The sequence below is a fragment of the Arthrobacter sp. U41 genome (assembly GCF_001750145.1).
GTDB lineage: Bacteria > Actinomycetota > Actinomycetes > Actinomycetales > Micrococcaceae > Arthrobacter.
Map to the genome: position 1 here is coordinate 1,917,113 of NZ_CP015732.1, position 13,086 is coordinate 1,930,198.

10 protein-coding genes and 1 tRNA gene are annotated in these 13,086 nt (G+C 68.5%); 3 read left to right on the top strand and 8 right to left on the bottom strand.

The features are described from left to right. Positions 1–5 precede the first annotated feature (5 nt). From ASPU41_RS08935 to ASPU41_RS08945, 3 genes are all read right to left on the bottom strand, one after another. Positions 6–2,066 (bottom strand): YhgE/Pip family protein, encoded by a 2,061-nt coding sequence (locus ASPU41_RS08935; protein WP_069950622.1) that lies wholly within the window; start codon positions 2,064–2,066, stop codon positions 6–8. Further along, a complete protein-coding gene (locus ASPU41_RS08940) occupies positions 2,063–2,698 on the bottom strand; it encodes an ABC transporter ATP-binding protein (protein WP_069950623.1) in 636 nt (211 codons plus the stop codon). The genes ASPU41_RS08935 and ASPU41_RS08940 overlap by 4 nt, the downstream gene beginning before the upstream one ends. Positions 2,699–2,815: 117 nt before the next feature. After that, positions 2,816–4,273, bottom strand: coding sequence for a dihydrolipoyl dehydrogenase family protein (locus ASPU41_RS08945; protein ID WP_069950624.1), 1,458 nt, complete (start codon positions 4,271–4,273; stop codon positions 2,816–2,818). Positions 4,274–4,452: 179 nt separating this feature from the next. Here ASPU41_RS08945 and ASPU41_RS08950 point away from each other — a divergent pair, with 179 nt between their 5' ends. Further along, positions 4,453–5,166 carry a FadR/GntR family transcriptional regulator gene (locus ASPU41_RS08950; protein WP_069952586.1) on the top strand — a complete coding sequence of 238 codons (714 nt, stop codon included), beginning with the start codon at positions 4,453–4,455 and terminating at the stop codon, positions 5,164–5,166. An 87-nt stretch (positions 5,167–5,253) separates the two neighbouring features. On the opposite strand, the gene ASPU41_RS08955 is transcribed toward ASPU41_RS08950, so the two are convergent. Beyond that, a tRNA-Arg gene (locus ASPU41_RS08955) sits at positions 5,254–5,327 on the bottom strand. 275 nt (positions 5,328–5,602) lie between these two features. Here ASPU41_RS08955 and ASPU41_RS08960 point away from each other — a divergent pair. Together ASPU41_RS08960 and ASPU41_RS08965 are read left to right on the top strand one after the other, a co-directional pair. Further along, positions 5,603–7,435: a phosphoenolpyruvate carboxykinase (GTP) gene (locus ASPU41_RS08960; protein ID WP_069950625.1), complete on the top strand. Its 1,833-nt coding sequence runs from the start codon at positions 5,603–5,605 to the stop codon at positions 7,433–7,435. 252 nt (positions 7,436–7,687) lie between these two features. Beyond that, a complete protein-coding gene (locus ASPU41_RS08965; protein WP_069950626.1) occupies positions 7,688–9,073 on the top strand; it encodes an FAD-binding oxidoreductase in 1,386 nt (461 codons plus the stop codon). 121 nt (positions 9,074–9,194) lie between these two features. Here the strand turns inward: ASPU41_RS08965 and ASPU41_RS08970 are convergent, their stop codons facing one another. The 4 genes from ASPU41_RS08970 to ASPU41_RS08985 all read right to left on the bottom strand — a co-directional run bounded on the left by ASPU41_RS08970 (position 9,195) and on the right by ASPU41_RS08985 (position 12,989). Further along, positions 9,195–10,355 carry a globin domain-containing protein gene (locus tag ASPU41_RS08970; protein ID WP_069950627.1) on the bottom strand — a complete coding sequence of 387 codons (1,161 nt, stop codon included), beginning with the start codon at positions 10,353–10,355 and terminating at the stop codon, positions 9,195–9,197. A 248-nt stretch (positions 10,356–10,603) separates the two neighbouring features. Beyond that, positions 10,604–11,053, bottom strand: coding sequence for an RrF2 family transcriptional regulator (locus ASPU41_RS08975; protein WP_069950628.1), 450 nt, complete (start codon positions 11,051–11,053; stop codon positions 10,604–10,606). 20 nt (positions 11,054–11,073) lie between these two features. Then, entirely contained in the window at positions 11,074–11,568 is a 495-nt protein-coding gene (locus tag ASPU41_RS08980) for a hypothetical protein (RefSeq protein ID WP_069950629.1), read from the bottom strand. Between the two features lie 2 nt (positions 11,569–11,570). Next, a complete protein-coding gene (locus tag ASPU41_RS08985; protein ID WP_069950630.1) occupies positions 11,571–12,989 on the bottom strand; it encodes a phosphomannomutase/phosphoglucomutase in 1,419 nt (472 codons plus the stop codon). Positions 12,990–13,086 lie beyond the last annotated feature (97 nt).

The window sequence follows — 13,086 nt, forward strand, 5'->3', positions numbered from 1 at the left end:
GCTGCTCATACGGTGATCTCCGGTTTCAGGGTCTTCAGGGTCCAGTACTTGTGCTTCCGGACGGCCAGGGTGGACATGGCCGTTCCCAGCAAAGTGTAGCCAAGCAGCCCCAGCATCGTGGGCAGGATGACGGCAAGGTCTGCCCCGTAAATCAGGTGCCGCATGCCGTTGACCACATACCCCATCGGCAGCAGTTGGTGCACCACGTGGAGCGGCTGCGGCGTTGTCTGCCAGGGGAAGGTGCCCCCCGAGGAGACCAGCTGCAAAACCAGCAGGATGAGCACCACGAGCTTGCCGGGGGATCCCAGCAGCGCGACGACGCCCTGGATGATTGCGCTGAACGCCATGGCGGCGGCCAGCATGAGGATCCACATCAGCCAGGGGTGGGCGGGGTTGAGTCCCAGCCCCGCGTCGACCACCAGGGTGAGCAGGCTCGCCTGGACAGCCGAGACGGCCAGGAACGGAAGCCAGCCGCCGACGGCGATCTTCCACGCCGGGGCGTTCGACGCCAGCGCCCGCTGGGTCACCGGCCGCATCGCCTGGATCAGCATAAAGACGCCGATCCAGAGGGCCAGCGTAAGGAAGAACGGGGCCAGGCCTGCGCCGTAGGAGCCCGCCTTGGCCTGCGAGACGGTGCTGACGGCGACCGGATCCGCCATCACCTTGGCGAGGCCGTCCTTCTGGGTGTCGTCGGGGTTGGGGACCTGGCCGGCGCCCTTGGCGAGTTCAGCGGAAAGAGTTCCGGCGCCTTCGGAGGCCGTGGCCGCGCCGCTTTCCAGCCGGGCCGCACCGTCGTCGAGTTTTTGCGCGCCCGCAGTGAGTTGTGCGGCACCGTCCACGGCGCTCTGCTGCCCGGCGGCGAGCGTGGCGGCACCGCTGGACAGCCGGTCCGCCCCGGTGGACGCCTGGCCGATGGCGCCGGTGAGGGCCGGAGTGGCTCCCGCCAGCCTTGCCGCCCCGGCGCTGACGGCAGCGGACCCGTCCGCCAGCTGCTGGACCTGCGCCGCGGATGCCGTGAGGGATGCCGCCGGGCCGGCGGACGACGGCGCGGCGGGGTGGGCGTCGAAGTCCGCCAGGATGGCCTCCGCCTGGGCCGGGGTGATGGTCCCGGCAGCGACGAGCCGGCTGTTGGACGCGGCCACCCGGCTGTGTTCTGCTTGGGCGGCCCCCTGGGCCGCTGCCTGTTCGGAGGCGGCCTGCTGGCCGGCCAGGGCCTTCACCTGGGTGTTGAGCGCGGCGTTGCCGGCCGCCACCTTTGCGGCACCGTCCGCCAGCGTCCGGGAATCGGCCGGCAGCGTGGCGGTTTTGTCCTTGAGCTGGGCCAGTCCGCCGCTGAGCTCGGCTGCCCCGGTACTCAGGGCGTTGGCGCCGTCCCGGAGCTGGAGCTGGCCGTTGTGTACTTCGGCGGCGCCGTTCTTGAGATCACCGGTGCCCTGGTGGAGGGCGACGGCCCCGTCACGCAGGCCGGCGAGGCCGTCGGCGAGGTTCCCGGCCCCGTCGGAGGCCTGGAGCATCTGGGCGTGGATGGTCCCGAAGCCGGTGAGGAGCTGGTTGGCGGTCTCCTCGCCGACCTCGGCCGCCACCGTGGTGTGCACGGCGGTGGTGAGCTTGTCCACGATGGTGCCCAGCAGGTAGTTGTTCGCGTCGTTGGTGGTGACGTTCAGCATGGCCTGGTTGGCGGCGTCGAAGCTGCCGGGGGAGACGAGGTTCGCCGAGAAGTCCCGGGGGATCTTCAAGGCGAAGGCGTATTTGCCCGTGCTGACGCCCTGGTCCGCTTCCGCCGGCCTGGTGACCGTCTGCCAGTTGAAGACATGCCCGTCCGCCAGGCTCTCGGCGACTTTCCGGCCGGCCTCGAGCCGGGTGCCGTCGGCGGAGGTGGCGCCGCTGTCCTCCACCACGAGCGCCGCATCGATCTGGTTCAGGTTTCCGTAGGGGTCCCAGTTGGCGTAGAGGTACACGGCGCCGTAGAGCAGGGGCACCATGGCCAGCGCCAGAATGGTCAGCTTGGGCAGCACGCCGCCGGTCATGCGCTTGAGTTCGGAACGGGCCAGCCGCAGCACCGTCACTGTGCGTTGCCGATCGCGGCGGTCGGGCCGGTCCAGCCCGCCGGCACGCTCAGTACGGTGGCGACGACGGCGAGCGGTCGCCCGGCGTCGTACGCCAGCTCCTCCAGCCGCGGCAGCCACTCAGCCGGATCGCCGTGGCGGTCCGGGGAGTCCACGACGAGCAGGTCCGTGTGCGGGTTCGCCAGGGCAAGCGCCGTGAGCAGCTCGATCCGCCGGGCGGCCGGAAGCTGGTCGGTCCACAGCCCGGCGATGTCCTGGAAGCGGTTGACCTTCAGCCACGGCCTGCCGCGCAGCGATCCCCGGTAGCGGCGCGGGATCAGGGCAAGGTCCTCGGTAACGAGGTCGCTGACGCTCAAGTGCTGCTCAGGTTCGTTCACGCCGGGGGAGTCCACCACGGCGCTCGCCTCCCGCAGGGTCTTGATCCGGGTACTTCCGTCCCACTCCGCCCCGTCCCATTCGAAGCGGCCGCCGGAGGGCTTGAGCCGTCCGCTCAGGGCCAGGGCCAGGGCGGTGCGCTGGGCCTGGCGTTTGCCGGAAACCAGCAGGAGTTCACCGCGCCGGACCTGCAGGGAGGTCTCCGGCAGCAACTCCTCCCGTCTGCCGCCCACGGAGAGCTGTTGAACGCGGAGCAAGGGGAGCCTTTCGCAGAAGAATGTCTACGACCAAGCTAACCGAACTGACCGGTCAGTTCAAATAGAAGCGCGTGAATCTGAGCAGGCCGACTGTTCCGGCCCGGTCCGCGCGCCGGGTCAGAGCCCGTATTCCTCGAGCAGGCGCAGCCAGACCTCGCTGATCGTGGGGTAGGAGGGCACGGCGTGCCACAGCCGGTCCAGCGGCACCTCGCCGACGATGGCGATGGTGGCGGCATGGAGCAGCTCGGCCACGTCCGGCCCCGCGAAAGTGGCGCCCAGCAGTACCCGGCGGTCCTCATCGACCACCAGCTGGACCCAGCCCTCGTACCGCTCGGCGTGCAGTGAGGATCCGGCGACCTGGATGGGCAGTTCCACGGACGACGCCCTGAATCCGTCCCGTTCCGCCTGCTGCACCGTCCGGCCCACATTGGCCAGTTCCGGATCGGTGAAGACGACGTTGGGAATGGCATGGTCGTTGGCCGTCCGGGCGTAGCGGCTCCACGGGGCGGCCTCGCCGTTGAGTTCGCCACTGGCCCGGGCGGCAATGGCGTCGCCCGTGGCGCGCGCCTCATACTTGCCCTGATGGGTCAGCATGACCCTTCCGGCGGCGTCGCCCGCGGCGTACAGCCACGGATCGACGTCGTTCCCGGTGCCGCCCGCAACCAGGCCCGTGGAGTCGGTGCTGAGCCGCAGTTCCTTCCCTTCCGCGGCGGCGAGGCCCACACGCTCCAGACCGATTCCTTCGAGCGCGGGATGCCGGCCGGTGGTGACCAGGAGCTTGTCCGCCGTCACCGTCCCGCCGCCATCAAGTTCGAGGGTGACGGAGCCCTCGTCGTTCTCGCGAACGTTCCTGGTGCCGGTGCGGAGACGGAGATGGACGCCGTCCGCGCGCAGCCCGGCGGCAACCAGCGTGGCTGCCTCTTCCGGGAAGGCGCCCAGCAGGCCGCCGCGCGCCACCAGGGTCACCGAGGCGCCGAGTCGGGCGAAAGCCTGGGCGAGTTCGGTGCCGGCCACCCCGCCGCCGAGGACCGCCAGCCGGCCCGGGATCTCGCGCGCGGACGTCGCTTCCCTCGTGGTCCAGTAGTCCACGTCGGCCAGTCCGTCGATGGGCGGCGCCGTTGGCGAGGAGCCCGTGGCCAGCACGACGGCGTGCCGGGCCGTGAGCGCGTAGCTGTTCCCGTCCAGGCCCGCGACCTCAACCTTCCGGGTGTCCGTGATCCAGCCGTGGCCGCGGATCAGCTCTATCCCGGTGTCCTGGACCCACGTGGCCTGGCTGTCGTCCTGCCAGTTGGACGTGAAGTGGTCGCGGCGTTTGAGTACCGCGGCGGCGTCCAGGGTCCGGGTGACGGCTTCCCTGGCGCCGGGCACTGCCTGTGCGCCGTGGAGTGCGGTGCCCGGGCGAAGCAGCGCCTTGGAGGGCATGCAGGCCCAGTAGGAGCACTCGCCGCCCACCAGTTCCGCCTCGATCAGCACTGCGGTCAGCCCGCCCTGCACCACCCGGTCCGCCACATTCTCGCCCACGGCGCCGGCGCCGATCACAATGACATCGAATTCCCGTTCAAGCTGTGCCGTCATGGCAAAAGCCTACGCCCGGGGCCTCGCCGCTGAGCCTCGCCCGAAGCCCTTTGCAGGACGTGGGACCACGGTTACTGTTGGGAACATACTTGGGGGAGGGCAGGGCGATGACGGCAGGCAACTTGACTGCGGGCAGTGTGGGCGCAGGCGGCACGGCGGGGGGCGCTGCCGGCGGGTCCATGCCGCAGGCGAGATTCAGTGCGCAGGCCAGGCTGAGGGCGCTTCAGACGGACATCATGGACCTGATCCTGGCGCGGGAGCTGGAAGCAGGGGATCCGCTGCCGACCGAGCATGAGCTCGCCGCCGTGCTGGGCGTCGGCCGGAACACCTTGCGGGAATCCCTGAAGGTACTCCAGGCACTGGGTGTCATTGAAATCCGTCATGGTTTCGGCATGTTCGTGGCCCCGAGAAATTTTGACGCCCTCACCGATGGCCTCACGTTCCGTGGCCGGTTGTCGCTGCGCCATCACGGTCAGGAAGCGCTGCAGCTCGTGGGCGTCAGGCAGGCGCTGGAGGCCGGGCTGATTGCGGGCGCCATGGACCTGATGACCCCGGAGCATCTGATGGCCGTCGAGGAATCCGTGATCCGGATGGAGGCCCTGGCCGGCGCCGGGGAGAACTTCGTCGAAGCGGACGCCCAGTTCCACCGCAGGCTGTTCGAGCCGCTCAACAACGAGCTGCTGGTCAGTCTGCTCGATGTCTTCTGGCAGGTCTACCGCCGGCTCTACGTTGAGCTGGGCGGTGCGGCAGGAATCGACCTCCTTGCAGCAGCCGGCCTGCACCGGGGGATCTACGATGCCGTCTCGACCGGGGACAAGGTTCTCGCTGCCCACCGGCTCAACAGCCACTTCGATGCTATGCGGCTCCGGATCAGCCAGGCCGTCTCGCCGTAGCGGAGTCCGGCCCAATGCCGCCGTCGGGTGTTCTCCGGGTTAAACAAAAGATCCGCACCGGCGGGCCGGTGCGGATCTTTTTCTCTGTGCGCCCAAAGGGATTCGAACCCCTGACCTTCTGTTCCGTAGACAGACGCTCTATCCAGCTGAGCTATGGGCGCATTCTCGGCTCTTGGAACTTCTCGCTCCCCGAACCTCGAATTACTTTACGCGAGGTGGGGCCATAGTTACAAATCGAAACGTGTGTAATCTAGCCGACTAGACCGGTCTACGTGACCTTGGTCACAAAAAGGGCCCTGTTCATGCCGCAGATTCCTTGCATTTCCGGGGTTTTTGATTTCCAGGTCCCCGGACGTCCCATGTCTGGGCCCGATTTTGGGGGGTGATCTAGCCCTACATTTAGGACACACGACTGAACCCGAGGAAGGGAACCGTAATGGGAGATCTGGCGCGACTGCCGTTGCTTGAAAAAGCACCCACCACACATGCCGGCCTGCTGGCATGGGTTGAAGAGGTAGCTGGGCTGACCCAGCCGGACCGGATCCACTGGGTAGACGGCTCTGAGGAAGAGAACACCCGGCTTACGGACGAGCTGGTCGCCGCGGGCACGCTGACCCGCCTCAACGAGAAGCTGTTCCCCAAGTCTTTCGCTGCATTCTCTGACCCCGCCGATGTGGCCCGCGTCGAGGAGCAGACTTTTATCTGCTCCGAGAACGAACGTGATGCCGGTTTCACCAACAACTGGATGGCTCCGGCGGAGATGAAGGAGAAGCTGCGCGGCCTCTTCAGCGGTTCCATGCGCGGCCGCACCATGTATGTCATCCCGTTCGTCATGGGCCACCTTGACGCCGAGGATCCCAAATTTGGCGTGGAGATCACGGACAGCGCCTACGTTGTCGCCTCCATGCGCATCATGGCCACGATCGGCACCAACGTCCTGGACAAGATCACCGCCACGAACGCATTCTTTGTCCCGGCATTGCACTCCCTGGGCGCACCGCTGGCCCCCGGACAGGCCGACGTCGCGTGGCCCTGCAACCCGGACAAGTGGATCGTGCACTTCCCCGAAGAGCGCTCCATCTGGTCCTTCGGCTCCGGCTACGGCGGCAACGCCCTGTTGGGCAAGAAGTGCTACGCCCTGCGCATCGCCTCGGTAATGGCCCGCGACGAGGACTGGCTGGCTGAGCACATGCTGATCCTCAAGCTCACCTCGCCTGAAAAGAAGGCGTACTACATCTCCGCGGCCTTCCCGTCGGCCTGCGGCAAGACCAACCTCGCCCTGCTGGACCCGGCCATTGAAGGCTGGGAAGTCGAAACCCTCGGTGACGACATCACCTGGATGCGGATCGGCAAGGAGGGCGAACTGCGCGCCACCAACCCGGAAGCCGGCCTCTTCGGCGTCGCGCCGGGCACCGGCTGGGGCACCAACCCCAACGCCATGCGCGCCATCGCCAAGGGCCACAGCATCTTCACCAACGTGGCCCTCACGGACGACGGGGGTGTGTGGTGGGAGGGCATGACCGACGAGACTCCCGCGCACCTGACTGACTGGCAGGGCAACTCCTGGACGCCTGATTCGGACAAGCCCGCAGCCCACCCGAACTCGCGGTTCTGCACGCCGATTTCCCAGGTCGACATGCTGGCCGAGGAGTACTACAACCCGGAAGGCGTGGAGCTCTCCGCGATCCTGTTCGGCGGGCGCCGTAAGACCACGGTTCCCCTGGTCACCCAGGCCCGCAGCTGGACCAACGGCATCTTCATGGGCTCCACACTCTCCTCGGAGACGACGGCTGCCGCCGCCGGCCAGGTCGGCGTGCTGCGCCGTGACCCGATGGCCATGCTGCCGTTCATTGGCTACGACGCCGGCGACTACCTGAAGCACTGGATCAGCGTCTCCGGCAAGGCCAACCCGGAACGCCTGCCCCACATCTTCCTGGTCAACTGGTTCCGCCGCACGGCTGACGGCGACTTCGCCTGGCCCGGCTTCGGCGACAACGCACGCGTCCTCAAGTGGGCCATCGAGCGCATCGAAGGCAAGGCAGACGCTGTCGAGACCCCCATCGGCTTCGTGCCGGCCGGGCACTCGCTGGACCTCACCGGCCTGGACCTGACGCACGCCCACGTGGAAGATGCCGTCCGCGTCGACCCCGAGGAGTGGGCCGCCGAGCTGGCCTCCATCGAAGAGTGGTATGCAAAGTTCGGTGACTCGCTGCCTGCGGAGCTACGCTCCGAGCTCGAAGGCCTGAAGGAACGCCTGGCGGCCCAGTAGCGGCCTGCGTTTCAGCTGACAACGACGGCGGCCCGCACCTTGTGACAGGTGCGGGCCGCCGTTTTGCTGGGTCCGCGAGGCAGCCAGCGGTGCCCGGGGCTTAGGTCCCTAGACCGCGGCGGCAGTGGACCGTAAGCTTCTACGCATTCATCAGCCGGGCCGTCCGCCGACTGGAGAGGGTGCTGGGGGCATTCCATGCGCGCGCTGCCGTGCCCCCAATCTGCCCGCAGCAGGCGGGCGCAGGAGCCCATCATGCTTGTCACCGACGACATCCAGGCCTTGACCACGGCGGTCAGCGGCCCTGTCGCTTTGCCGGACACCCCCGAATTCGCGGCCGAGACGCTCGCGTTCAACGCCGCAACAGTCCACCGGCCCGACGTCGTCCTTGGCGCCCGGGACGCGCAGGACGTTGCGGCCGGGGTGAAATGGGCGGCAGAACACAGGCTCCCGGTGGCGGTCCAGTCCACCGGCCACGGCGCTGACTCGGCGGTCGACGGTGGCCTGCTCATCAACACCCGGCGCCTGCAGGAAGTGGCAATTGATCCGGTCGAACGCACCGCACGGGTGGGGGCCGGGGTGAAGTGGCGCAGTGTCCTGGAAGCGAGCGTCCCGCACGGACTGATCGGGCTGCACGGCTCCAGTACCGACGTCGGCGTCGTCGGCTACACCGTCGGCGGCGGGCTGCCCCTGATGGGCCGCGCCTACGGTTTTGCGGCGGACCATGTCCGCAGCATGGAAGTCGTCACCGCGGACGGCGCCTTGCGCCGGATCGACGCCGGGGCCGAAGCCGAACTGTTCGCGCTGATGCGCGGGGGGAAGGGAAACTTCGGAATCGTGACGGAGCTTGAGTTCAGCCTCTTTCCGCTGGGGGACTTCTATGGCGGCGGGATCATTTATCCCGGGGCGGATGCCGCCCTTGTGCTGACGGCGTTCCGAGAATGGCTGCCCACGCTGCCCGAGGACGCCTCGCCGTCAATCTCCCTGCTGCGGCTTCCGGAGATGGAGTTCGTCCCCGAGCCGCTGAGGGGCCAGTTCGTGGTGCATCTCCGCTTCGCCTTCCTGGGCAGCCGCGAGGACGGCGACCGCTTGCTGGCCCCGATGCGCGCGGTTTCCAGGCCGTTAATGGACACGGCCGGTCCCATGAGCTACCTGGACGTCGACCAGATCCACATGGACCCGTCGGATCCGCTCCCGTTCACGGCCGGCGGGGCGCTCCTGAAGGACCTCGGCGAAGACACCGTTGCGGACCTGCTGAAGCTCACCGGCGAGGGCTCGGACTGCCCGCTGCTCCTCGTTGAGATCAGGCCGCTCGGCGGGGCCTTGGGCCGGGCCGGGGCTTCGCCGGACGCGGTGTCGGGGCGGGACGCGGCGTTCCTGCTCTTCCTCCTCGGCTTCAAGATGCCGCCGATCGCCGAGGCTGTCGCCGCATCCATCCGCGGAATCCTGGCAGCGATGGCGCCCCATTCCACCGGATACACGCTGGTCAACTTCCACGGCGCCCCCGGCGATGTGGCTGACCGGGCCAGGGCTTGGCCGCCCGCGGTCTACGAACGGATGCAGGCCGCGAAGTCCAGCTACGACCCGGGCAACCTCCTGCGGTTCGGCCATGCAATCACGGGTATGCCGTCCGCGGGGTGATTGGGGCCGTGCGGGGCCGACGTGGTGCTGGCTGCGTTGCCTGGTGGTGCGTCGCGTGGGCAGATCAGGGCGGCTACGGGGTCCGCATCCGCCCTGATCTGCCCACCGGGGGGCGTGGGGACTAGCTGGCCAGCCAGATGTCCGGGCCGAAGACCTCGTAGTGGATCTTGGTGGCCGGGATGCCGGCGTTGATGGCCTCGTTGCGGATGCTCTTCATGAACGGCAGCGGACCGCACAGGTACAGCGAGGCGTTGGCCGGCAGGTCCACTTCGCGCAGCGACATAAAGCCCTCCCTGGTTCCGGCAACCGGCCGCTCGAGCCAGAGCTGGAGGTCGGCGCCGTCGAGGCGTTCGACGTCGTCCGTCATCTGGCTGCGCAGCGCCCAGGACTCCAGGTCGCTTTCCGCGTGCAGGACCAGGACCTGGCGGTCCGAGCCGGCGTCCGCGAGCGAGCGCAGGATGGACGCGGTCGGTGTGCAGCCGATGCCGGCGGAGGCCAGGACGACGGGGCCGTCGCCTTCCTTGAGGGTGATTTCGCCGTAGGGGTTGGAGATCTCCAGGATGTCGCCCACCTGGACGCTGTTGTGCAGCACGGGGGAGACTTCGCCGCCGTCGTCCTTCTTGGTGGTGAAGGTGCGGTTGGCGCCGGCGCCGCCGGACAGCGAGTACTGGCGGACCTGGCGCAGCCCGTCCGGGAGCTGGACCTTGACGCTGACGTACTGGCCCGGGAGGGCGGGGGTGATGGGGGTGTCGTCGGCCGGTTCCAGGGTGAAGGTCATGGAGCCGGTGCCGGCGGCAGTTTTGGCGGCGACCCGCCACGGGCTCCACATCGTGCCGTTGGCCTGCATGGCGTAGAGGCCTTTTTCGAGCTTGATCAGCGCGTCCGCCATCAGCCAGTAGACCTCGGTCCAGGCTTCGGCGATTTCGGGGGTGATGACCTCGGCGAGGTCCTCGGCGATGGCGGCGAAGAGGTGCTCGTAGACCACCTGGTACTGCGGTTCGGTGATGCCGAGGGAGGCGTGGCGGTGGGCGATGCGGGCGAGCACGGTCTCCGGCAGGGTTCCGGGGTTGTTCACCAGGTGGGTGGCGAAAGCGGCGATGCTTCCGGCCAGGGCCTGCTGCTGGTTTCCGGAGCGCTGGTTGGAGCGGCTGAAGAGTCCGTCCATCAGTTCCGGGTGCGCCGCGAAGAGGCGGGCGTAGAAGTTGGGGGTGATTGCACCGATCCGGGAACCGACCAGCGGGAGGGTGGCCTCGATCACGGGGAAGGACTTGTCCGAGAGCATATTGTCTCCTGAGATAGTGGCCCGGGGGTCTTCAACCGGACCGACGAGAATACCTGTATTTGAAATGCAAGTATTTGTACCTCTGTTCTACAGGGCGTAGAAAATGATTGCAATTCGGCCCGCTCAGCGGTGACGTTCCGGCCGGACGCGGGGGCCCGCGATTCCGGAGCGAGCCCGGGGCCGGCGGCGAGCCGGCGCGGGGAGGCGGCGCGGGAGACGGGGCCCGGCTCAGAGGCAGGGGGTCCGGCTCAGAGGCCGGGGCGCAGGCCGATCGCCTGGAACACCGGGGCCATCTGCCGGGCGGTCGGCAGGGACGCGACGACCATGTCGTCCAGTTCGCGGTAGAAGGCCTCCCGGGCCCGGGCGAGGGCTCCGCGGAGGAGGCATTCGTTGATCAGCGGACAGGCCCCGCCGGCGGCGACGCAGTCGGCCGGGTCCGTGCGCGTGTCCAGCTGGCGCAGGAGCTGGCCCACGGTGGCGGTCCGGCCGGCGCTGCTGAGCCGGGAGCCGCCGTGCCGGCCGCGCTCGACGTCGATCATGCCCAGCTCGCGCAGCTTCCCCATCGCCTTGCTGACGTGGTTGTACGGCGTCGCGACGGCGTCGGCGATGCTCTGGGTCGTGAGGAGTCCGCCGTCGGGAGCCGCCGCGAGCACCATCATGGCGCGCAGGCTGACATCCGCGAAGGCGTTGATCTTCATAACACCAGTTTACCGGCGGTCTAGTCCACCCAGACGCCGGGCTCGTTGGTGTCGGCGGAGAGCTCGCCGAATTCGAGATCGCGCGTCTCCGGGTTCGCGGCGTACGGCAGGACCGCGGCGAACAGCGACCCGTCCCGGTGCTCCGCGGCCACGTGGATGGCGTCCGAGGCTTCCTCCAGCAGAGTGATGTCACACACGATGGCGGCGGCGCGGAACTCATCCCGGTGCTGCCGCAGCAGTTCCGTGAGGTCGCTGATCATCGAGTCCGCATCGAAGTCGGCGTCCGTGCCCTCGGCCGCGTCGGCGGGGGTCACGGCAACCAGCCGGACCTCGCCGTCGTTCTCGACCACCAGGGCGAACGGCAGGAACCCGCCGTTGCGCTCGAGCTGCTCCTGGGCTGCGCCGACGCCGGTGCCGAGCAGGTTTTCCAGATCGGTGGCGCTGGACTCCGGGACGCTCTCGCGCCAGGACCCAGTGGCCGTCTCAGCAGCGGTTTCGGCCGGCCGTTCCGACACCTCTAGCCCCGGACCAGTGCCAGGACGCGGTCCCGGACACGCTCCATGGTGGCTTTATCCGTGGCCTCCACGTTCAGGCGGAGGAACGGCTCGGTGTTGGAGGGGCGCAGGTTGAACCAGTAGCTGCCGTCGGTGGCGATGAACGTGCTGCCGTCGAGGTGGTCCACCTCGACGTCGTCGTTGCGGAAATCGTGGCGGACCCGCTCGACGGCGGCGGCCTTGTCTTCGATTTCGGAGTTGATCTCGCCGGAGGACATGTACGGCTCGTATTCGCGGCCGAGCTCGGACAGCGGGCCGTCCTGTTCGCCGAGGGCGGCCAGGACGTGCATGGCGGCCAGCATGCCGGTGTCTGCGTTCCAGAAGTCGCGGAAGTAGAAGTGGGCGGAGTGTTCGCCGCCGAAGACGGCTCCCTCCGCGGCCATCACAGCCTTGATGAAGGAGTGGCCCACGCGGGTGCGGACTGCCCGGCCGCCGAGGCGCTCCACCAGCTCGGGGACGGCGCGGGACGTCAGCAGGTTGTGGATGATTGTCGGGTTCGCCTCGCCAAGCCCCTGGGCGCGGGCAATCTCGCGGCGGGCCACCATCCCGGTGATCGCCGACGGCGAGACCGGTTCGCCCTTCTCATCGATGACGAAGCAGCGGTCGGCGTCGCCGTCGAACGCCAGTCCAAGGTCCGCCCCGTGCTCGACGACGGCGGCCTGCAGGTCACGCAGGTTCTCCGGCTCCAGCGGGTTGGCGGGGTGGTTCGGGAAGGATCCGTCCAGCTCGAAGTAGAGCGGGATGATCTCAAGGGGGAGCTTGGGCAGCAGGGCGTCGCCGAGGACAGCGGGGGTGGTGAGGCCGGCCATGCCGTTGCCGGCGTCCACGACGACCTTCAGCGGACGAATGCCGCGGAGGTCCACGAGGCTGCGCAGGTACTCGGAGTAGCCCTTCAGGACGTCGTGCACGCCGATCAGGCCGCGAACGGGGGCCGCGGGGATGGACCCGGTGTTCAGGTACTCCTCGGCGCGGGCCTGGATTTCCTTGAGCCCGGTTTCGGAGGAAATCGGCACGGCGCCGGCCTTGGCCATCTTGATGCCGTTGTACTCCGCGGGGTTGTGGCTGGCGGTGAAGGTGGCACCGGCCGCGTTGAGCGCGCCGCAGGCGTAATAAAGCTCGTCGGTGGAGATGAGGTCGAGGAGCTGGACGTTGGCGCCGCGCCGGGCGGCGCCGTTGGCAAAGGCCTTGCTGAACTCGGGGGAGGACGGGCGCATGTCGCCGCCCACCAGCACCGTCTTGCCCTCCAGCTGCAGGACGTCGACGAACGCCGCGCCCACCGCCTCGACGATCTCGGCGGTGATCGATTCGCCCACAATGCCGCGCACGTCGTAGGCCTTGAAGGAGGCCGAGAGGTCAAAAGTCTTTGTCTGGTCCATAGTCACGCGTCTTATCTTACGTTGAGGGCCGGGGGCGGCTGCGGAGGAGCGCGCCCGCGGTGTCTTCCGGCCGCGGACCACCGGCGGACCACCGGCAGATCCG